This is a genomic window from Niabella insulisoli (assembly GCF_039652435.2).
In the GTDB taxonomy this organism is placed as follows: Bacteria; Bacteroidota; Bacteroidia; order Chitinophagales; family Chitinophagaceae; genus Niabella; species Niabella insulamsoli.
Genome location: NZ_CP190246.1, coordinates 130,449 through 151,361 on the forward strand (window position 1 = coordinate 130,449; position 20,913 = coordinate 151,361).

Annotated in this window: 18 protein-coding genes; 15 read left to right on the forward strand and 3 right to left on the reverse strand. The window is 44.6% G+C overall.

Annotated elements, in window-relative coordinates:
- Positions 1-3: 3 nt before the first annotated feature.
- The 7 genes from ABDK00_RS00585 to ABDK00_RS00615 all read left to right on the forward strand — a co-directional run bounded on the left by ABDK00_RS00585 (position 4) and on the right by ABDK00_RS00615 (position 5,577).
- Positions 4-765 carry a glycosyltransferase family 2 protein gene (locus ABDK00_RS00585; protein WP_346237561.1) on the forward strand — a complete coding sequence of 254 codons (762 nt, stop codon included), beginning with the start codon at positions 4-6 and terminating at the stop codon, positions 763-765.
- 36 nt (positions 766-801) lie between these two features.
- Complete coding sequence (locus ABDK00_RS00590) at positions 802-1,440, forward strand: LON peptidase substrate-binding domain-containing protein (protein ID WP_346237562.1); 639 nt, start codon at positions 802-804, stop codon at positions 1,438-1,440.
- Positions 1,441-1,538: 98 nt separating this feature from the next.
- The gene (locus tag ABDK00_RS00595) at positions 1,539-2,267 is read left to right on the forward strand and encodes a type III pantothenate kinase (protein WP_346237563.1); all 729 of its coding nucleotides are present in this window, start codon (positions 1,539-1,541) and stop codon (positions 2,265-2,267) included.
- Positions 2,239-3,654, forward strand: a complete 1,416-nt coding sequence (locus tag ABDK00_RS00600; protein ID WP_346237564.1) for a hypothetical protein — start codon at positions 2,239-2,241, stop codon at positions 3,652-3,654. Before ABDK00_RS00595 ends, ABDK00_RS00600 begins: the two co-directional genes overlap by 29 nt.
- A gap of 42 nt (positions 3,655-3,696) precedes the next feature.
- Positions 3,697-4,308: an LPS export ABC transporter periplasmic protein LptC gene (gene lptC / locus ABDK00_RS00605; RefSeq protein WP_346237565.1), complete on the forward strand. Its 612-nt coding sequence runs from the start codon at positions 3,697-3,699 to the stop codon at positions 4,306-4,308.
- 42 nt (positions 4,309-4,350) lie between these two features.
- Positions 4,351-5,172 carry an NAD(P)-dependent oxidoreductase gene (locus tag ABDK00_RS00610; protein WP_346237566.1) on the forward strand — a complete coding sequence of 274 codons (822 nt, stop codon included), beginning with the start codon at positions 4,351-4,353 and terminating at the stop codon, positions 5,170-5,172.
- A gap of 123 nt (positions 5,173-5,295) precedes the next feature.
- Complete coding sequence (locus ABDK00_RS00615) at positions 5,296-5,577, forward strand: hypothetical protein (RefSeq protein ID WP_346237567.1); 282 nt, start codon at positions 5,296-5,298, stop codon at positions 5,575-5,577.
- Between the two features lie 61 nt (positions 5,578-5,638).
- Here ABDK00_RS00615 and lptB read toward each other — a convergent pair whose 3' ends face one another.
- Together lptB and ABDK00_RS00625 are read right to left on the reverse strand one after the other, a co-directional pair.
- Positions 5,639-6,430, reverse strand: coding sequence for an LPS export ABC transporter ATP-binding protein (lptB, locus tag ABDK00_RS00620; RefSeq protein WP_428400356.1), 792 nt, complete (start codon positions 6,428-6,430; stop codon positions 5,639-5,641).
- Between the two features lie 72 nt (positions 6,431-6,502).
- Positions 6,503-8,026 carry a GH3 auxin-responsive promoter family protein gene (locus ABDK00_RS00625; RefSeq protein WP_346237569.1) on the reverse strand — a complete coding sequence of 508 codons (1,524 nt, stop codon included), beginning with the start codon at positions 8,024-8,026 and terminating at the stop codon, positions 6,503-6,505.
- A 249-nt stretch (positions 8,027-8,275) separates the two neighbouring features.
- Between ABDK00_RS00625 and ABDK00_RS00630 the strand changes: the two genes are divergently transcribed.
- The 7 genes from ABDK00_RS00630 to ABDK00_RS00660 all read left to right on the forward strand — a co-directional run bounded on the left by ABDK00_RS00630 (position 8,276) and on the right by ABDK00_RS00660 (position 19,756).
- On the forward strand, positions 8,276-9,832 hold the full coding sequence (locus ABDK00_RS00630) for a glycerol-3-phosphate dehydrogenase/oxidase (RefSeq protein WP_346237570.1): 1,557 nt from the start codon (positions 8,276-8,278) through the stop codon (positions 9,830-9,832).
- A 149-nt stretch (positions 9,833-9,981) separates the two neighbouring features.
- Entirely contained in the window at positions 9,982-13,212 is a 3,231-nt protein-coding gene (locus tag ABDK00_RS00635; protein ID WP_346237571.1) for a SusC/RagA family TonB-linked outer membrane protein, read from the forward strand.
- Positions 13,213-13,319: 107 nt separating this feature from the next.
- On the forward strand, positions 13,320-14,813 hold the full coding sequence (locus tag ABDK00_RS00640; protein ID WP_346238298.1) for a SusD/RagB family nutrient-binding outer membrane lipoprotein: 1,494 nt from the start codon (positions 13,320-13,322) through the stop codon (positions 14,811-14,813).
- 54 nt (positions 14,814-14,867) lie between these two features.
- On the forward strand, positions 14,868-16,400 hold the full coding sequence (locus tag ABDK00_RS00645; protein WP_346237572.1) for a DUF5689 domain-containing protein: 1,533 nt from the start codon (positions 14,868-14,870) through the stop codon (positions 16,398-16,400).
- Between the two features lie 59 nt (positions 16,401-16,459).
- Complete coding sequence (locus tag ABDK00_RS00650; RefSeq protein WP_346237573.1) at positions 16,460-17,320, forward strand: glycerophosphodiester phosphodiesterase family protein; 861 nt, start codon at positions 16,460-16,462, stop codon at positions 17,318-17,320.
- A gap of 164 nt (positions 17,321-17,484) precedes the next feature.
- The gene (glpK, locus tag ABDK00_RS00655; RefSeq protein ID WP_346237574.1) at positions 17,485-18,978 is read left to right on the forward strand and encodes a glycerol kinase GlpK; all 1,494 of its coding nucleotides are present in this window, start codon (positions 17,485-17,487) and stop codon (positions 18,976-18,978) included.
- 67 nt (positions 18,979-19,045) lie between these two features.
- Positions 19,046-19,756: an MIP/aquaporin family protein gene (locus ABDK00_RS00660; protein ID WP_346237575.1), complete on the forward strand. Its 711-nt coding sequence runs from the start codon at positions 19,046-19,048 to the stop codon at positions 19,754-19,756.
- Here the strand turns inward: ABDK00_RS00660 and idi are convergent.
- A complete protein-coding gene (gene idi / locus ABDK00_RS00665) occupies positions 19,744-20,271 on the reverse strand; it encodes an isopentenyl-diphosphate Delta-isomerase (RefSeq protein WP_346237576.1) in 528 nt (175 codons plus the stop codon). The two genes, ABDK00_RS00660 and idi, sit on opposite strands and share 13 nt — an antisense overlap.
- 94 nt (positions 20,272-20,365) lie before the next feature.
- Here idi and ABDK00_RS00670 point away from each other — a divergent pair, with 94 nt between their 5' ends.
- Entirely contained in the window at positions 20,366-20,872 is a 507-nt protein-coding gene (locus ABDK00_RS00670) for a hypothetical protein (RefSeq protein WP_346237577.1), read from the forward strand.
- Positions 20,873-20,913 lie beyond the last annotated feature (41 nt).

The following is a 20,913-nucleotide window of genomic DNA, read 5'->3' on the forward strand; positions in this document are numbered from 1 at the left end:
GCTATGAACAATTTGTCTGTTGTCATACTGACCAAAAATGCGCAAGCAACCATATCGGCGGCTGTTGACAGCGCATTGCTTGTCACACACGAGGTAATAGTGGTGGACAGCGGCAGCGCAGACAATACGCTGAAAATTGCGGAGCAACAGGGAGCCCGCGTGATATGCATTCAATGGAAAGGCTATGGAGATGCCCGCAACAGCGGCGCCGCGGAGGCAACGAACGCTTATATTTTAAATATCGATGCCGACGAGGTTATCACCGAACAGCTTGCCGAAAGTATTAATCAGCTGCAGCCGGAAGCCAAAACTATTTATGGTTTTAAGCGCATGAACTATCTGGGAACCAAGGAAATAAAGCATGGCGAATGGTCTAACGACCGGGTGTGGAGGCTTTATAATAAAAACGAAACGCGCTGGAACCTAAGCGAAGTACATGAAAAGCTGGATGGCGGCGGTTTCCGGAAGACCATGCTGCGTGGCGCGCTGCGACATTTTACCGCTGATTCTATCGCATCTTACCAAAAAAAAATGGATGGTTATGCGCGCTTATCGGCAAAAAAATACCGCGATCAGCACAAAAAAATCGGGTGGGGCAAAACCCTGCTTTCCCCTCTTTTTAATTTGGTTAAAAACTATATTTTCCGCTTGGGTATTCTCGACGGAAAGGCCGGATGGGACATCGCCAAAGCGCATTTTCAATACACCCGCAACAAATACCTTTATTTGCGCCGCCTGAAAGAAGGTAAGCCGGAAACAACCTAAAAGCAGCTTTGGCCTCTTTTTCGCATATTTGTAAACATGACCAATTTCATTCCCATATTTCCCTTACAGGTAGTAGTGTTTCCTGGCGAAGAATTAAATCTTCACATTTTTGAACCCAGGTATAAACAATTGATTAAGGAATGTTACGAGCAGCGTAAGCCTTTTGGTATTCCTTCCGTCATTGGTAATGAGCTGAAGGATTACGGTTCACTTCTTTATGTTAAAGAAATAGCTAAAACATATCCCGGCGGTGAAATGGATATCAAAACCAGGGGCGAAAAAATTTTCAGGATTTTGGAAGTGATTAAAGAAGTTCCGGAAAAATTATATTCGGGCGCTATTGTCAATTATCCTCATAACGAATTCAACGGCGACGAAGACATCATGAAGGTGCTGATCGGAAAAATGCGAGATATGCACGCTGGTTTGCAGGCTAAAAAAGATTTTCATAAATCAGATGGGGAACTGACGGTTTATGACATCGCTCATCATTCGGGTCTTACGCTCGAGCAGGAATATGAATTTTTGCAGCTTACGCAGGAACGCCAGCGCCAGGAATATTTAAAAAGGCATTTTGAGGCAGCGCTGCCGGCAATTGAAGAAATGAGGCAATTGCGCGAAAAAATCCAGATGAACGGGCATTTTAAAAACCTGGAAGGGTTTGATGTGAAATAAAAATAAGTTCTTTTTCGTCGTTTATGGCCAATTGCACAAGCTATAAGCACTGAACTATTATCAATCAGCTTTTTCCAACTTTTCACTATTTTCACATTATGTCGACAACACTATGTTTTGATTTTGGCAATACGCGCAAAAAAGTAGCGGTGTTTAGCAAAGATCAAATTTCCAAAGTACTAACCTTAGAAGATGATGCCAGCGCCACCCTTTCTTCTTTGATAGAAACTTACCGGCCTAAAAAGTCGATTTTATCTTCAGTCATCGATCATAACCCGGAAATGGAAGACCTGCTGAAAAGAAACACCCGTTTCCATTTACTGAATCATGCGTCGAAGCTGCCGATTACCGTTCCCGTTGCAAAACCGGATACGATGGGGGCCGATCGTTTGGCCATCGCAGCGGGAGGTGTGCATCTTTTTCCTGGTAAAAATCTGTTGCTGGTAGGGCTGGGAACCTGCATCACCATGAATTTTGTAAACAAGTATAATGAGTTTCTGGGTGGGTCCATTTCTCCGGGGCTTGAGATGCGGCTAAAATCTTTACAATATTACACCGCCAAGCTTCCCTATACCAGGGCCAAGGCCGATGTGCCGCTGATCGGATACGACACCGATACTAATATTTTGTCGGGTGTGATACTGGGAATGAGTTATGAAATAGATGGCTTTATAGACGCCTATCAGGCTAAATTTGACAACTTTAACGTGGTCTTAACCGGCGGTGATACGCAACATTTGGCATCACACGTTAAAAACAGGATATTTGCCGACCCTGATTTAATATTTAAAGGTCTTTATGCGATTAGTGAAATTAACAATGCTTAGAAAATGGGAACGGTCAGCTCCTCTGGCATTAACTATACCTTCAATTTTTCTTTTCATCGGAGCGTCAGCGCAGGATAATTCACCTTACTCCAGATACGGATTGGGCAACCAGGCCCCCACAACAAATATTTCTAACAGGGGGATGGGCGGTGTAGCCGCGGCTTATAATGATCCTTACACGGTTAACTACGCCAACCCGGCGTCATTTTCTTTCTTTTCGGCACAGCAGGAACCTGGTTCGAGAAAGCTGAATTCAGGACGCGTGGTGTTTAATATTGGTGCAGATGGACAGGGGCGAACACTCACCGACCAAAGTGCTCAAAATAAATTTACCTCTCCCAATCTTTTGTTTAGTCACGTGATGATGGGGCTGCCCTTAAGAAAAAACTGGGGGATGGCGTTTGGCGTGAGGCCCATTACCAGCATCAACTACAAAATTCAAAACTCAGGGAAGCTTTATGATCCTAACACCGGCAACTTAATTGTCGATTCTTCGACAACCTTATATGAGGGACAGGGAGGAGCTTATCTCGGCTCATTGGGAACAGCTGTAAAATTCAAAACGGGAAAATCACAATATTTGAGTTTGGGTGTGAACGCGGGCTATATGTTTGGCAGCCGCGATTACAACACAAGGGTTTCTTTATACGACGACTCCACGGCTTATGCAGCGGCGCATTATGAAAGCAAAACCAGTCTTGGCGATTTCTATTTTGATGCCGGTCTGCAGTATCATTTTAAAGCCAGCGACAAAATTTATGTAGGATTAGGCGCCTACGGAAACTGGCAACAGGAAATAAAAACGAATAGGAACACAGTAGCGGAAACCTATACGTACAGTACGCAAACCGGTTATATTCCGATTGACACCGCCACTTCTACAAGTAATATCAAAAGCAGCCTCATTTATCCTTCAAGCGTGACGGGCGGTTTTGTTATTAGTAAACTGGCGGAAAACGAAGCGGGCTGGACAGTTGGCGCTGATTTTACCCGCAACAATTGGGATCAGTTTCGATTTGAAGGAGCGCGCGATACAGCCGTGAGAAGCAACTGGCAGGCGAAAATAGGCGCTGAGTTTCATCCCGTGCCCAAAAATAATTATTTCAGCAGAACGGCTTATCGGATCGGGTTTTTTACCGGGCCGGATTATATTTATACCAGGCAAACCAAAATACCTGTTTTGGGTATTTCGGCCGGATTGGGCTTGCCGATCGCTAACTACAGCCTGCAAAGCCGCTTTCAGGCCAGCATGATCAATCTTAGCTTTGAATATATCAAGCGCGGCAACAACACCAATATCATCCAGGAAAACCTGTACCGTTTATCGGTTGGTTTCTCGCTTACTGATCTTTGGTTTGGCGGCAAAACAAAGTATTACGAAGATTAGGCCGTTGTTAGTAATTTAGCAACCGTAATAATCCATCACATTTTGAAGCAGCTTCTGATCTTTTTTATGGCTTTTGCTTTGGTTTCCTGCGAAAACAGCGAGAGCGAGATCAACGCATTTGGTAAAAAGGCGGTGCAGAAAGATCAGGCAAAGAAAATCGAAAGCTATTTGTCGCAGGGAGGGAAAGTTAAAGCCAGGCTAACGGCCCCCGTGATGGTTCGCGTGGTGTCCCAGTTCAACGTTGACACACCCTATGTAGAATTTCCTAAAACCCTGCATGTAGACTTCTTCAACGACCAGAAAATCGTTGAAAATAAATTAGATGCCCTTTATGGTAAGTACTTCGAGTCGCTTAATAAAGTGTATCTGCGCGATAGTGTGGTGGTCATCTCTATTAAAGGCGACACGCTCACCTGCGAAGATCTTTGGTGGGATCAGGAAAAGGAATTGTTTTATACGGATAAACCGGCGCTGCTTAAGCAGCCGACGGGAGCAGTACCTGCCAAAAACGGGTTAGATGCGTCGCAGGATTTTAAAAGAATTAATTTTAAGGAAGTGCGCAATGGTTATCAGATTTCTGAAGGCGATGCGTTTTCGCCCGGGCAGCCAGCTTCCGCCACTACCGACAGCGCCGCTGCTCCACAGCCGCAATAAGCCGCGGCCCATTTGCCATTTTTTCATCAAACCTAATACGATATGCTACTGAAAAACAGAACCGCGTTTATCACCGGCGCCAGCCGCGGTATAGGAAAAGCAATTGCGCTTCGCCTCGCGCGGGAGGGCGTCAACATTGTTGTAGCGGCCAAATCGGTGCGCGAAAATGAAAAACTCGGAGGTACTATTTTCTCTGCTGCGGAGGAAATTGAAGCATTGGGCGTAAAAGCGCTACCCGTCCCCTGCGACATTCGCGATGAAGCCATGATTCAGGAGGCCGTGGAAAAAACGGCCGCAACTTTTGGAGGCATCGATATTGTTATTAATAATGCTTCGGCCATCGCACTTACCAAAACCAGCGAAACCAAAACCAATCGATTTGATTTGATGCACGACATCAATGTTCGCGGCACTTTTTTGGTAACCCGGCATTGCCTGCCCTGGCTGTCCAAATCTGACCATGCTCATATTTTGACGCTTTCGCCGCCTCTAAACATGGCGCCCAAATGGCTGGGTAGCCATATTGCCTACACCATGAGCAAATATAATATGACAATGATGGCGTTGGGCTGGGCTGAAGAATTTAAGGATATGCCTGTAGCTTCAAATGCGCTTTGGCCCCAAACGACAATTGATACCGCGGCCGTACGCAATCTACTGGGTGGAGAAGCGCTCGTCCAAATGAGCCGCAAGCCCGAAATTCTGGCGGATGCTGCCTATTATATTTTAGCGAAAAAGCCAGGTAACTGCACCGGAAACGCCTTTATCGACGAAAAAGTGTTAAAACAAAACGGCATAACCGATTTATCATCCTATAGCGTCGCAGCGGGAGGTAAATTATATACGGATCTCTTTCTCGACTAAAGGGTTAATTATTTGCATTTTATTAAGAAAATAATAGTGTATTTCTGAATGTTTCCCTAAAGTGATGCTGCTCCATCCATTTGTTGTATAGATTTTGCATACTTAGTATTAAAAATTAAACTTATGGATAAAATGGAAAAAAAGGAGGCGATAGATAAAATTTTACGGGAGTTGGAAGACCTTAAAAATAGCGAAACCTCCGTGCTGAAAAAAGTGGCACAAATTGAAGCGGATAACATTAATCTCGGTTTAGGGATTTTAGACAAATCTCTTCCGGATCTTCATGAAAATGCTGACAAATCGATCGAGGCTATCGACAGCCTTTTGGTGAGTTTTACAGAACACCGCGATAAATTCGTAAAAGATAATAACCTGGAGCCTGCCGACGAAACAGAAACCTCATAATTGTTATAACCTGGATTTTTAAGTATACTGCCCGCAATCATCGTTGCGGGCAGTGTGCATTTTAATCGGTAACCGGCGGCTGCGCTTCAGCTTGCGCTTCCGTTCTGGCTTCTTCGTATAAATAGTCTTTGCGCTTTAATTCAAAATTGCGACCCAGGTAAAGCTTTCTAACCTGCTCGTTGGCCGCCAGTTCTTCTGCGGTTCCGTTTTCGAATATTTTTCCGTCAATGAGCAAATAAGCCCGGTCGCAGATCGACAGCGTTTCATTTACATTATGGTCCGTAATCAGGATGCCGATATTTTTAAATTTTAGCCGCGCCACGATGCTTTGAATATCTTCTACCGCGATCGGATCGATCCCCGCAAAAGGCTCATCAAGCAAAATAAATTTGGGATTTACGGCCAGCGCGCGGGCGATTTCGGTTCGACGCCTTTCGCCACCGCTCAACACGTCGCCGTTGCTTTTGCGTACATGCCCTAAGCGAAATTCTGCGATAAGCGATTCCAGCTTTTCCTTTTGTTCCGCCTTGCTCAGTTTGGTCATTTCCAATACGGCGGCAATATTATCCTCCACACTCAGTTTCCTGAAAACAGACGCCTCTTGCGGCAAATAGCCAATGCCCATTTGAGCACGTTTGTACATGGGCAGCTTGGTTATATTTTCGTCGTTGAGAAACACGTTGCCTTCGTCTGGTTTGATCAATCCTACAACCTGATAAAAGGAAGTTGTTTTTCCTGCTCCGTTCGGGCCCAGCAGCCCCACAATTTCTCCCTGATGTACGTCAAAAGAAACATGGTTTACCACCGTGCGTTGACCGTATCTTTTTACCAGGTTTTTGGTTGTAATTTTCATTTGCATGATCTGGCAAAAATAACATGGTATTTCGACAATCGAACAATGATCAAATGTTAAAAAGAAGGCGGCTTACAAGGTAGGCTTTGCTGCCTGAAGTTGAAGAATTTCTTCTAAATAGTTTCTTTCGTTGGACAGCCGCGGAACCTTATGCTGACCGCCAAGTTTGTCTTTTTGCTGCAGCCAGTTGTTAAAACTGCCTTTCGGCATATTGTGGATCTGGGGCAGGCTCAGTGCAATATTTTTATACCGTTTTGCTTCGTAATCGCTGTTGATGCTTTGGAGCGCGGCATCAAGCTCGGCTGTGAAAGCTGCTAAACTTTCCGGCTGTTTTTCAAATTCAATGAGCCATTCGTGAGCGCCGTTATGGCCCTCCGAAAAATAAATCGGCGCCGCTGTATAGTCATTTACGACAGCGCCGGTTTTGTGACAAGCAATGCTAATGGCTTTATCACTGTTATCAACAATCACTTCCTCGCCAAAGGCATTAATATAGTGTTTCACCCGGCCGCTGACCACAATTTTGTAAGGGTCTTTCGAAACAAATCGAATCGTGTCGCCAAGCAGGTACCGCCAGAGGCCGCCATTGGTGCTGATTACGATCGCGTAGTTGGCATTCAGTTCTACATCTTTTAGGCCAATGGTCTGCGGATTAGGCTTTCCATGCTCGCTCATCGGCATAAATTCCAGGAAAATACCGTGATCGGTGAAGAGCAACATTCCGGCTTCGCCGGGAACATCATTGGCAGCGAAAAAGCCTTCGCTGGCGTTGTAGGTTTCCAGATAATTGATAGGCTTGCCGATGATATTTTGAAATTGTTCTCGATAGGGCGTAAAGGAAACACCGCCGTGCATATATAATTCCAGGTCGGGCCATACTTCGGAAATCGATTGTTTGCCGGTCATTTCCAAAAGCCGCCTGAACAGGATTAAAGTCCAGGTGGGCACGCCGCTGATCGAAGTGACATGCTCATTAACGGTTTGCCGGGCCATTTTTTCCAGCTTGTCCTCCCATTTATCCATCAAAGCAATTTCGAGATCGGGCGTGCGCAGCCAGTGCCCCCAGAAAGGACTGTTTTGTAATAAGACCGCACTCAAATCGCCATACTGAGCTTCGTTGTTGACGGGGTTAATAGTATGGCTGCCGCCGAGTACCAGGCCCTTTCCCGTCAGCATTTTGCTTTCGGGGTGACTCGCATAATACATAGTGAGCACATCCTTGGCCGCTTTATAATGGCAGTCTTCGAGGCTTTCTTCACTGACAGGAATAAACTTGCTTTTATCGCTGGTGGTGCCGCTACTTTTTGCAAACCAGTAAACCGGGCTGTTCCACAAAAGGTTTTGTTCGCCCTGCATCATGCGTTCGATATAAGGCTTCAGATCGTCGTATTCGCAAATAGGGACCGCTTTTTTAAAATCGCGGATATTATAAATGTTCGTGAAGTTGTGCTTACGTCCAAATTCGGTGTATTGGGCCGAAGTAACCAGGTTTTGAATCACTTCTCTTTGCGAATCCAGCGGGTGCTCGCGCCAGGCTTCAATGCGCCATTGGCGCATACGTGCTAAGGATGATATAGCGGGGCTGAGCAGAGCCATAATGTATTAACGCAATATTAAAACAAAACCACATAAAAACCATCGTAGCGCATTGTTTTACAATTAATCCACAAATGGCAAACGATTTTTTGCCCGCGCCGGGCCAAACCAAAACAAAACCAACAATGGACATTATAAGCAAAGGGGAAACAAAAATTTAAAAAACTTTATTTTGTTTTGTTTAGAAATAAAATTATTATATTTGATTTCGGAAGGTTTCGTATTAAAAAAATCGAAACTGGTAAATGCATGAATCGCGATATTGCTATAGAGAAATTGAATCAGCAGGAAAGATGGGACGTGCTGGTGATTGGTGGCGGCGCCACCGGTCTGGGAGTCGCTTTGGATGCGGTGTCCCGCGGTTATACAACCTTATTGGTCGATCAGGCCGATTTTGCCAAAGGCACTTCCAGCCGCAGCACGAAGCTGGTGCATGGCGGTGTCAGGTATCTTGCGCAGGGAGATGTAAAACTGGTGCGTGAGGCTTGTATCGAGCGGGGCCTTTTACAAAAAAACGCGCCTCACCTGGTTAAAAATCAAACTTTTATCATTCCGGTTTATAGTCTTTGGGATAAAATCAAATATGCCGTTGGCCTTAAAATCTACGACTGGATTGCCGGAAAATTGTCGCTGGGCCGGTCGACGGTCGTATCGAAAGATGAAACATTGAAACAATTGCCCGGCATCAGGCAGCAAGGCCTGATGGGAGGCGTTTTATACCACGATGGCCAATTTGACGATTCGAGGCTGGCCATCAATCTGGCTCAAACCGTTGTAGAGAACGGCGGCGTGGTGCTGAATTACGCTGAAGTAACCGGATTAATCAAAAACGATAGCGGTAAACTGAGCGGAGCCGTTATAAAGGATAATGAAAAGAAAGCCGTTCATACGGTTAAAGCGAAAGCGATCGTAAATGCTACCGGCGTTTTTGTAGATAATATTTTAAGAATGGACGATGCGGAGGCGGGCCAGACAGTAGTGGCCAGCCAGGGCATTCATATCGTGGTAGACCGAAGGTTTTATGCGTCGCAACACGCATTAATGATTCCCGAAACCAGCGATGGACGGGTATTATTTGCCGTGCCTTGGCACAATGAAGTGGTAATCGGCACCACCGACACGCCCGTTGGCGAGCCGAGCATAGAGCCCAAAGCGCTGGAGAAGGAGATTGATTTTGTATTGAAAACAACATCAGGATATCTAGACAAAGCGCCTACACGAAAAGATGTACTTAGTGTTTTTGCGGGTTTGCGGCCGTTGGCGGCTCCCGATAAAGGCTCTCAAAAAACAAAGGAAATATCGCGCAGCCATAAAATCATAAAATCTGATGCCAACCTGTTCACAATTATTGGGGGCAAGTGGACGACCTTCAGAAAAATGGGTGAAGATATGGTGGATAAGATCGAAGCCGATTTGCAATGGCCCTCCAAAAAGCCAAAAACCGAAACAAAAAAAATTCATGGGTTTAGTGAGACTGTAAACTGGGACGACCCTTTTTATTTCTATGGAAGTGACGCGCCATTAATCCGTGAAAAAATAAACGGCACTTACAACAACTGGATCAGCGAGAAACTGCGCATTCATGAGATGCAGATCAGGTGGGCGGTGCAGCAGGAAATGGCCCGCACCGTAGAAGATTTTTTAGCAAGAAGGACGCGCGCGCTGTTGCTCGATGCGAAGGAAAGTGTACGCATCTGCGCTGAAGTGGCCAGAATTATGGCTGAAGAATTGAACAGGGATAACGATTGGATAGAAGCTCAAATAAACGATTATAAAAAACTTGCGACCCAATATCAGATTGCATAAGGCAACATCTAAACAGATGTAATGCTTGCCTTTTACAATCGATATTATTTTATCATTATCAATGTTTGAACAAATTATTACTATTTGAATGGCGATGATTTTGATCAGTTATTAACACTTCTTTTGCAAACCAAAAAAATAAAGCTAAGATGGCTCCTCTTTTTACATTATTGAAGCTGCGAAAAAAAATGCTGTTGACAGCTACGTTGGTGTTGGCCTGCCTGATATCGGTGGCGCAGCAGCGAACGATAACGGGTACGGTTGTGAATGCAGAAAGTAAGCAGCCATTACCCAACATTAGTATTCAGGTTGAAAACTCGTTGCGTGGCACGATATCGAGTTCCAATGGCCGGTTTTCTATTCAGGCGAGTACTGGGGAAACGCTAACATTTTCAGGTGTCGGCTTCGCGATGAAACAAGTTATTTTAAGTAGCGAATCTAGCTTAAATATCGAATTGGTACAGGGTGTTGGTGAGATGGACGAAGTGGTTGTTACCGCATTGGGTATAAAGAGAGAGTCTCGCTCCTTAGGTTATTCGCAAACAACATTAGAAAACGAAGACCTCACAAATGCGATATCTGGAAACTGGACGGACGCACTATCTGGAAAAGTAGCTGGCTTAAATATGATTCGTTCAGGCGCTGGACCAACAGGCTCCAACAAAATAATTTTGCGCGGAGAAAACAATCTGACTGGAGAAAACGAAGCCCTGATTGTAGTGGATGGTGTGGTTATCAATAATGGTAGTGCCCGACGAACTGCTAACGGGAGCGAGGCTATTTATGGAACTGGCAGTGACAATATGCCTGCCGACTATGGTAGCGGTTTAAATGATATCAACCCGGAAGATATCGAATCGGTAACCGTTTTAAAAGGGCCAGGCGCGGCAGCATTGTATGGTCAGCGTGGTGCAAATGGAGCGATTATAATCACTACAAAATCAGCAAAACGAAAAGATAAAAAATGGGGCATTACCTTTAATTCTAATGTTAGCACAGAGTCGGTAAATAGATGGCCGGATATGCAATTTGAGTATGGACAGGGTTTGCGAGGGGATAATTATTATTCTTTTGGCGCAGGCCCGGATGGCGGCAGCACCTCGGCAACTTCCTCAGCCTACGGCCCCAAATTTAACGGGCAAATGTTTTATCAGTATAACCCCGATTCTATGGCGCAGGGCTTGGAGCGAACCCCGTGGGTGCCTTATACAAATAAATTGAGAAACTATTTTGAAACTGGTAAAACATTAACGAATAGTATTACTGCAGATAAAAATTTTGGTAAAACCAATATACGACTGTCTTATACCAATGTCAATAATAATTGGATTATGCCGAATACGGGGTATGGTCGCAACACTGCTTCGTTTACTATTAATTCAAAGCCGATTGATAAATTACAGTTGTCCGCTAAAATAAATTACACCAATAAGCAAAGTGACAACCTGCCTGGTGCTGGCTACGGTAATCAATCAGTAATGTATTGGTTTATTTTCTGGCAGCCCAACGCCGACTTGGACTGGCTAAAAGAGTACTGGCACCGGCGCGATGCCGATGGTAACCCCATACAACCGGGCAATAGGATATTCTATCCATACAGTACTTTTCCGGAAAACCCATATGCTATCGCGTATGAATTCTTAAATGAGTCGAACAGAAATACTTTAATAGGAAATGTGTCTGCAACCTACAGCTTTAATAAAGATCTGAGTCTAATGGTGCGTACTTCGGGTGACTACGGTAACGAAGACCGTGCGCAGAAAAGACCTTACGACGCTGGCTCCAGATTTCAAAAGGGAAGCTACCGGACACAGGATATTAAAGCTCAGGAGTGGACAACAGATTTTCTTTTAAAATACAACAAAGAGCTTTCGAGTAATTGGAGCATCACTGCAACCGCTGGAGGTAGCCACTTAAAAAACAGTTACGACCGGCTGGAAAAAAGAGCGGATTCGCTTAATGCGCCCTTCGCATATGATTTTAATGCCGCGTTGGGCAATCCTGTAACGATCCCCTACCGAAGTGAATATGTGATTAACAGCTTTTATGGTTTATTTTCTGCCGCGTTTAAAAACTATTTGTATGTCGATTTAAGTGGGCGTCAAGATTGGAACAGCGTATTAGCCACACCAAGCCGCACCAGCAGCAGTGGCTTTTTCTATCCTGCATTAAATATGAGCTATATTCTCTCCGATGCGTATCATTTGCCTGACTTGTTCAATTTTGCCAAGTTGCGATTTTCATTATCCAGCGTAGGTAGCGGAACTACAATTCCATATAGAACTTCATATAATTATGTCAGAGACTTTTTGTTTGACAGCGCATATTATCAGAATCCTACAGTTTTAGCCAACCCGGATTTAAAACCCCTGCGTACAACCACCGCAGAATTGGGTGCAAATTTCAGGATGTTTAAAAACCGTTTAACCATTGATGTGGCCGGTTATATTGGCAATACAAAAAATCAAATTTTAGAAAGAATTTTAGACCGCTCTTCAGGATATACACGTGAGGTGATCAATGCCGGTAAGGTGCGCAACACAGGATTTGAGCTCGCAATTAATGCGAACACTATCCGATCTAAAGTTAAAGGCGGTTTCGAATGGAGTACCGATATCGTTTATGCAACCAATCGCAACCGCGTGGTGAGTATGCCGGATTCTTCGCTTGTAATTGGCTTGGGGCCTGTTGGGGGCGGGCAAATTGTTGCAAAGGTTGGCGGTAGTATGGGAGACCTTTACGGGCGTGGTTATCAACGTGCACCGGACGGGCAGGTTATCTATGACGCTAATACAGGCTGGGCAAAGTTGGCAACTGACGTTGTGTATTTGGGGAATACCATTCCTAAAGGAAAAATAGGGTTGGGTAATCAATTTAGTTATAAGGGAGTTAGGTTAACCCTTCGCTTTGATGCGCAGTGGGGAGCCGTAGCACATTCTTTAATGCACTACAAAATGGCAGAGCAGGGAAAACTCTCATCAACGCTCCCTGGAAGATATAGCGGCATTATTGGAAACGGTGTTGTGCAAAATAGCGACGGCACGTACCGTACCAACGATGTTATTGCGACAGATATAGATCAGTATTATCGTTCTCATTGGGGTATTGATAACGCCGAAGGCAGCACATTCAGCACCGACTTTATTAAGTTTCGAGAGGCAAGGTTGGATTATAATTTACCGCAGCATGTGGTTGGAAAGATTGGGTTGAACCGCGTTACGGTTGGCGTGTTTGGAAGAGATTTATTTATCTGGTCGTCGTGGCCCATGTTTGATCCGGAATTTGGAACTTTAAGCGGAACAGATATTGTGCGCGGTTTTGAAGTCGCCCAGTTTCCGTCTACGCGAACAATTGGTGCCAATTTGGTAATCGGCCTTTAAGAGACTTCGTAAAGGTTTTCAAAAAAACTCAGAATAATATCAATAAAAATAAACAGATGAAAAAAAGCATTATAATAATCTTTTCTGTAATTGCAATAACCTGTTTAATGGGTTCCTGTACCAGGAATTTTGATAAGATTAATACTGATCCTAATAGTATAACTAATGTTAGCGCCCATCAGCTTTTGGCACCCGCGTTGCGCAGCACTCTGAGTTATTGCATGATCCGCAATCGAAATTTTAATAACGAGTTGATGCAGGTTACGGTAAATATCAGCGATGCCGACAACGCCGTTTTCAGATACGATTTCAGAAATACGTTTTCAGATTATTTATGGAACGGTTTGTTCAGCGAGTTGACCAACTTTAAAGATATGTATTATGTGGCCATGGGCGATTCAACCAACCCACAAAAAAGCTATATGGGAATTGCATTGATCATGCAGGCGCATCTTTATTCCCTTCTTACCGATACTTACGGCGACATACCATTTACCGAAGCCAATAGTGCAAGAAAAGAGTTTGGCGATATAAAAGAGCCGGCATTTGACCGTCAAAAAGATATTTATATGGGACTGTTTAGCAAGCTCGACCTCGCTAACGAGCTGTTAGGTAGCAACCAAGCTATTGACGTGCAGTCCGATCCTGTGTTTCATGGTAATGTAGAAAAATGGCGCAGGTTTGGAAATTCTTTATACCTGCGTTTATTGTTGAGAGTTTCTGGCAAGTCGGAAGTATCTGCAACGGTTGTTGGTAAGATAAAAGAAATGATTGACACGAATCCGGCAAATTATCCCATCATGGAAGATAATGATGATTCCGCAATCTTACGATGGATGGGAGCCTCCTATGTTTCTCCTTATTCGAGCAACGTTCGGGCGCAAGACTTTAGGGATCCTGCCTTGTGTAGTTTTTTTATAGATTATTTATGGGCATGGAAAGACCCTCGCTTAGACGGGGATAATTATGGAGTTGACGGAATTAACCGTTGGGGTATTGCAAAGTCAGGAGGGTTGTACAGCGGTGTTCCAAGTGGTTATGCTCAGGGCGACGACATACAAAAGGGGTCTTATTTTTATGCTATCGACCAAACAGTGGAAGGGCGTAATCCTCCCGCAAGAACATTGCAAAATGAGCCAATGACCGGCATGATCATGAACTACGCTGAAACCCAATTCATCCTTGCTGAAGCTGCTTTAAAAGGCTGGATAAGCGGAAGCGCTGAATCATACTATAAAAAGGGTGCAGAAAATAGTATTACGCTCTGGCTGCCTGAATGGAATCAAGATATTGATTCTTATCTGACTACGGCAGGGATGCAGTGGAACGATGCGGCTTCACAAAGCGATTTAATGGAGAAAATTCACTTACAAAAATATTACGCTTTGTTCTTAACTGATTTGCAACAATGGTTTGAATATCGTCGTACCGGGCATCCTGTTTTACCAAAAGGCGCAGGCTTACAAAATGGAGGAGTAATGCCCGGGCGTATGGTGTATCCTGTGTACGTTCAATCAACTAATCCCACCAATTACCGATTGGCGGTAGACGCGCAGGGGCCTGATATCATTTCTACCCAGGTTTGGTGGCAGAAACCGTAGCGGCAAAGTGAAGGAAAGAAGATCAATATCCGAAAATGAATTAATAACATTATTATGCAAAAGTGTTTATCATACCTATTACTAATAACGACAGTATTCTTTCTGTTTAATTGTAATAAATCAGAATATGGAAATTATCCGGGAGCAAAAGTAAGCCCCTATATTTCTATCTATGATATGAAAAGCGTATTCAAAGGGGAGCCCGTTTCTTTATCGGCCGATGCTTTGGCCGGCTCTCAAAAAATAACGGGCATTGTAATTTCCGATCATTCAGGGAAAAATATACCCGAAGGATTATTAATTATGCAAGATGCCCGACGTTTGAACATGAATAGCGCCATAGCATTAAATATTGGTTCGGCCGCGGCAAATTACTTACCGGGCGACTCAATTGTTGTTGATTTATCAGGAGGGACCTTATCCCGTGTGGATGGCAGGCTGCAAATCACAGGAGTAAGTAATGAAGCTATTTCAAAAATTTCTTCTGGCAATAATGTATTTGCACCAGTAATAGGTGATGTTTCAGTAATCGCACAAAACCCAGACCGATACGAAAATACTGTGGTTATTATCACCAGCGCAGAATTTAATCCGCCTGCTACAGAAGGTGAAACGTTTGCCGGAGAAAAAATGATCAATAACGGCTCTGGAGATCTTACAATCTATACTGCGGCAAATGCTTCCTACGCCACAGACCCTTTACCGTTTTTAGCTACCTACACGGGGGTTTTACTGCGCGACGAAGATGGTAACTTTAAATTATGGCCAAGAACCGCAGCCGATGTTATAATACTTTCGAGCGCACCTCCGGTAATTGCGCCAGTAATTGTGACAGGCTTTTTAAACAATGCCACCGGATCAGATGCAACCTACGAGTACATCCAACTAATGGCTACAGAAGATATTGATTTTTCCGTTACTCCAATGGCTATTGTTACAACAAATAATGCCGGTAGCTCGCGGCCAACCGGAATACCCATACAAGGCTGGGCAACCGGTGGAACGCGGACGTATAAGTTTAACCTGAATTCCGGAACGGCTGCCAAAGGCACCTTCTTTTATGTTGGTGGAAACAAAGTGATTAATGGCGAAGGATCTACAGATATCAGTTCTTCAAACTGGATTGTGAGCAGGCTATATAACGAAGTTGCCGGAGATGATTTCGGTGACGTTACCGGAAACCTTTTGGCTAATAGCGGAAACGTAGCGGGCATCGCCGTGTTTGAGGGTAATACTGTCGATTCTTCTTCCGTACCAATTGATGTAGTCATGTTCGGCGGCGGCGGAAGCAACTCGTTCGATCCTGGTCCGCCGCCTTACGGGTATAAAATTTTCAATACCGATTATTATGAAACTCAGAATACCTCTGTGCCTACTTTAGATCCACAACCATTTTATTTGATGGGTACGAACACTTTTAAATTTTCGTTGGTGAACGACGATAAATTTAGGCTACTTGGAGGCACGTATAACACTCGCTCAGGAAAATGGACGGTAAAGAGAACGATGACAGATCTGGAAGTACCCGCTACCTCCACAATATCGCTTATCGAAACAGGAGGCACTACGATAACTGATGCCCGTTAATAAATGAATGGTATTTGCAGAATTTAATGAGAAATTTTTTGCTATTTTTTTGTATTGTTATGTGGGGCTGTAAAGCTGTTCATAAGGCAAGCAACGCAAATCTGGTTTTCGACATGCAGGCGCATCGCGGTGGCCGGGGTTTGATGCCCGAAAACACTGTTGCGGCCATGTTCGACGCCATAGACCGAGGCGTGACGACGCTCGAAATGGACCTGCAACTTACAAAGGATAGTCAGGTTATTGTTTCTCACGATCCGACGTTCAACAGCTATTTTGCGACCGCTCCCAATGGCGATACACTAACGCCATCCCAGGCAAAAAAAATCATCCTTCATCAACTGAGTTATGATTCTATCATAAAATATGACGTGGGGCTGAAAAGAAATCCGCAATTCCCGCGCCAGCATAAAATGGCGGCGGCAAAGCCGCTTCTTTCCGCGTTGTTGGATAGCACTGAAAAATATGCAAGGTCGAAGGGCGTAAAAATCCGCTATAATATTGAGATCAAATCAAACCCTGGCGCCGACGGACGCTTCTACCCCAGCCTCGAAAATTTTGTGTATCTGGCCATGAGCGTTATTCAATCCAAAAATATAGCGCAGCGCATGACCATTCAAAGTTTCGACGGAAGAGCGTTGAAATTATTGCATCAAAAATATCCGGATTACACGTTATCTTTCCTGATAGATGCAAAAGAAAAGAGAAGCGTCGGAGAACTTATAACGAGCCTGGGTTTTCAGCCGGAAATCTTAAGCCCCAACAGCCAGATCGTTACAAAAACATTGATCAAAGATTGCCATAAAAGAGATATGAAAATCATTCCCTGGACGGTGAACGATTTGGGAGAGATGAAAAGATTAAAACAGATGGGCGTGGACGGAATCATTACCGATTATCCCGATTTGTTTTCTCAACTGTAAGTTTTATCTTCAGCTATCGATCGCGTGGGAAGGAAAAAGAATTGAATCGGCGCAACGGTGACGCAGCCTGCTGTTAGGAAACAAGAACGTTGCTTCAAACCGTTCGCCATTGCTATAAATTTTAAAAATAAAGCGAGGCATTGCCCGCTGACAAACGATTCGCTATGTCCAAATACATACTGTCATTTGATGCCGGTACCACCAGTTCCCGTGCTATTGTTTTTGATAAGAAAGGAAATATTATCGCTGTCGCTCAAAAGGAGTTTCAGCAGATTTTCCCGCAGCCTGGCTGGGTAGAACACGATGCCAACGAAATATGGAGCACACAAATCGGTGTGGCCGCAGAAGCTATTATTAAGGCAGGCATTACCGCCGCAGATATTGCTGCCATCGGCATTACCAACCAAAGAGAAACCACTGTGGTTTGGGATCGAAAAACATCGCAGCCGGTGTATAATGCTATTGTTTGGCAGGATCGCCGCACCAGCGACTACTGCGACGAACTGAAAGCAGACGGCACTTCAGCAGTGATCAAAGAAAAAACCGGGCTGGTAACCGACGCTTATTTTTCAGGAACCAAATTGAAATGGATTCTAGACAACGTTGAAGGCGCCAGGAAAAAGGCGGAAGCGGGTGAACTTTGCTTTGGCACAGTTGATAGCTGGCTGGTCTGGAAATTGACCAATGGCAAAGTGCATGTAACCGATGTCAGCAATGCATCGCGAACGATGATCTATAATATTCACCAATTGCAATGGGATGATGATTTGCTTGAAAAAATGAATATTCCAAAAAGTGTTTTGCCCGAAGTAAGGTCGAGCAGCGAAGTCTATGGCCACACGCAACATCTGCTTACTTCCGTCGAGATTCCTGTTGCCGGTATCGCAGGCGATCAGCAGGCGGCCCTGTTCGGGCAAATGTGTACGCAGCCGGGCATGGTAAAAAATACCTATGGAACCGGATGTTTTATGTTGATGAACACGGGCACGCAGCCGGTAACTTCCAATAATAACTTACTAACAACCATCGCGTGGAAAGTAAATAATGAAGTGCATTATGCGCTGGAAGGCAGTGTGTTTATCGCGGGCGCCGTTGTTCAGTGGTTGCGCGACGGGCTAAAAGTCATTCAGAAATCGGGCGACGTGGAAGCGCTGACGGCCACTGAAAAGGATAACGGAGGCGTATATATGGTGCCGGCTTTTACCGGTCTGGGAGCGCCTTATTGGAACCAACACGCGAGAGGGATTATCGTGGGGCTCACCAGGGGTTCGAGCGACGGACATATTGCCCGGGCCGCTGTGGAGAGCATCGCCTACCAAACGATGGATGTCTTAAAAGCCATGGAAGCCGATGCCGGAATTACCATCAAGGAAGTGAGAGTAGATGGCGGCGCCACGATCAACGATTACCTGATGCAGTTCCAGTCTAATATTTTGGACACGGTGGTGATCAGACCAACGGTGACGGAGACGACGGCGCTGGGCGCAGCCTACCTGGCAGGTCTGGCGGTTTCTTTCTGGAAAGATGTGGCAGAAGTTCAGGCTTATTGGGAGAAAGAAAAATCCTTCGAGCCCTACATGAAAGAAGAGGTGCGGGCGTCTTTACAGAAACAGTGGAAAAAAGCAGTGCGGGCGGCGCAGGTTTGGACGGAAGCTTAAAATCGGAAATACTTTTGAACTTACGAAACAGGCAGGCATCTCTTAAAAAAGAATAAAAAATAAACAGATGAATATTTTTATCAGCGAACTGGTAGGCACGGCCATGTTAATTCTTTTAGGTAACGGCGTAGTTGCGAACGTGGTTTTAAACAAAACCAAGGGAAACAACAGCGGTTGGATCGTCATTACATTTGGTTGGGCCATGGCCGTTTTTGTGGGTGTATTTATTTCTTCAAAAGCGAGCGGCGCCCATTTAAATCCGGCCGTAACCGTTGCTTTGGCTTACCTGGAAAAGATCGAGCCGGCAGTTATTGCAGATTATATCGGCGGACAAATGCTGGGCGCGATGCTGGGATCATTATTGGTTTGGCTTTCTTATAAACAACATTACGACCAAACAGAAGATACGGCTGCGAAACTCGCTACATTCAGTACCGGCCCGGCTATCCGGAGCGCGGGCCATAATTTGATTACAGAAATTATTGGCACTTTTGTTTTGATTTTTGCGGTATTATTTATCATAGCCCCCGCCAGCAGTTTAGGCGCTTTGGATGCTTTGCCTGTGGCACTGATCGTGTTAGGAATTGGTATTAGCCTGGGAGGGCCAACCGGTTATGCGATCAACCCTGCGCGCGATTTAGGGCCGCGCATTATGCATGCTATATTACCCATTGGTAAAAAAGGCAGCAGCGATTGGGGTTACAGCTGGATTCCTGTTGTAGGCCCGTTGATCGGCGCTTTGATCGCAGCCGTCATTTTTAAACACTACATGATGTAACCGCCCTTTTCCATCTTATCTATTATGATTTTAAACCAGGGCGTATAATCTTCTGGATGAGTTGCCATATCTTTTTTAAGGTCTTCGGATGATATATATTTCCAATCGGCTACTTCTTGCGTATTGATTTGCGGATCGCCTGAAAAGTTTCCAATAAAAACATGATCAAATTCATGTTCCGTCAGCCCGTTATCGAATGAGGCTTTGTATATAAAATCAAACGCTTTTTCGAGGCGGCAGCTTATGCCCATTTCCTCTTGCAGCCGGCGAACAGCGGCGTCTTTTGTGTTTTCGTCAGGATAAGGATGGCTGCAGCAGGTATTGGTCCAAAGCCCGCCGCAATGATATTTATCCAAAGCCCGCCGTTGTAGCAGCCATTCGTTTTGCTCATTAAACAGCAGCACCGAAAAGGCACGGTGAAGCAAAGCTTTCTCATGCGCTTCCATTTTTTCCATAGTGCCGAGGGCTTCGTCGCGCTCATCCACCAACACTACCAAATCTTTGTTGAGAGCCATAAAAGCGAAGATAGTGCGAACCAGCGATTTTAGATATAATGATATGAAATGTTGCGGAAGGCAGTCATTTTCCGTTTAATTTAAAAAGCTACATATGAGAATATTTTATTTTATCACGCTTGCATTGCTTTTAATATCATGTACAAAAAATAAGCAGGAACAAGCCTGTGCCCTTTTGGATATTTATATACCGGAGCGGATTGCCATTTTTATCGATAAAGACAGTAATAATCTGTTGTTAAATGGCGTGATCGATACTTCGGATATTGTTATCAGGGATTATAACGGAAGCGTACAGAAATTTACGCTAAAAAGGGATTCTACGCTTACAAAAGTGAGATTTGTGGCGTTCCCACTGCCGGTGGAAAAAAGGGGGAATAGCGGTGGTATAACAATCACGGTCGGCAATCAATCCAGCCAAATTACCTATCGCGTTGCCCCTAGACAAGGATGTAATATTTACCCCAGCTATGAACAGTTCAAGCTGAATGGTAAAGATTTTACACCTGTTTCAATGACCGATTATGATGTGTTTCGGATTGACGGTGAAATACGTAAAGGCGTGGCGCTTTTTTCTGCTTTTTATATCGTGCTTCAGTAAGGCTTAATAAAAAAGCCGGCATAAAAACCGGCTTTTCAATT

Excerpts from the sequence above, each read along its gene's own strand:
- ABDK00_RS00585 (WP_346237561.1), top strand. The coding sequence starts at position 4 with ATGAACAATTTGTCTGTTGTCATACTGACCAAAAATGCGCAAGCAACC.
- ABDK00_RS00590 (WP_346237562.1), top strand. The coding sequence starts at position 802 with ATGACCAATTTCATTCCCATATTTCCCTTACAGGTAGTAGTGTTTCCT.
- ABDK00_RS00595 (WP_346237563.1), top strand. The coding sequence starts at position 1,539 with ATGTCGACAACACTATGTTTTGATTTTGGCAATACGCGCAAAAAAGTA.
- ABDK00_RS00600 (WP_346237564.1), top strand. The coding sequence starts at position 2,239 with ATGCGATTAGTGAAATTAACAATGCTTAGAAAATGGGAACGGTCAGCT.
- ABDK00_RS00610 (WP_346237566.1), top strand. The coding sequence starts at position 4,351 with ATGCTACTGAAAAACAGAACCGCGTTTATCACCGGCGCCAGCCGCGGT.
- ABDK00_RS00615 (WP_346237567.1), top strand. The coding sequence starts at position 5,296 with ATGGATAAAATGGAAAAAAAGGAGGCGATAGATAAAATTTTACGGGAG.
- lptB (WP_428400356.1), bottom strand. The coding sequence starts at position 6,430 with ATGAAAATTACAACCAAAAACCTGGTAAAAAGATACGGTCAACGCACG.
- ABDK00_RS00625 (WP_346237569.1), bottom strand. The coding sequence starts at position 8,026 with ATGGCTCTGCTCAGCCCCGCTATATCATCCTTAGCACGTATGCGCCAA.
- ABDK00_RS00630 (WP_346237570.1), top strand. The coding sequence starts at position 8,276 with ATGAATCGCGATATTGCTATAGAGAAATTGAATCAGCAGGAAAGATGG.
- ABDK00_RS00635 (WP_346237571.1), top strand. The coding sequence starts at position 9,982 with ATGGCTCCTCTTTTTACATTATTGAAGCTGCGAAAAAAAATGCTGTTG.
- ABDK00_RS00640 (WP_346238298.1), top strand. The coding sequence starts at position 13,320 with ATGGGTTCCTGTACCAGGAATTTTGATAAGATTAATACTGATCCTAAT.
- ABDK00_RS00645 (WP_346237572.1), top strand. The coding sequence starts at position 14,868 with ATGCAAAAGTGTTTATCATACCTATTACTAATAACGACAGTATTCTTT.
- ABDK00_RS00650 (WP_346237573.1), top strand. The coding sequence starts at position 16,460 with ATGTGGGGCTGTAAAGCTGTTCATAAGGCAAGCAACGCAAATCTGGTT.
- glpK (WP_346237574.1), top strand. The coding sequence starts at position 17,485 with ATGTCCAAATACATACTGTCATTTGATGCCGGTACCACCAGTTCCCGT.
- ABDK00_RS00660 (WP_346237575.1), top strand. The coding sequence starts at position 19,046 with ATGAATATTTTTATCAGCGAACTGGTAGGCACGGCCATGTTAATTCTT.
- idi (WP_346237576.1), bottom strand. The coding sequence starts at position 20,271 with ATGGCTCTCAACAAAGATTTGGTAGTGTTGGTGGATGAGCGCGACGAA.
- ABDK00_RS00670 (WP_346237577.1), top strand. The coding sequence starts at position 20,366 with ATGAGAATATTTTATTTTATCACGCTTGCATTGCTTTTAATATCATGT.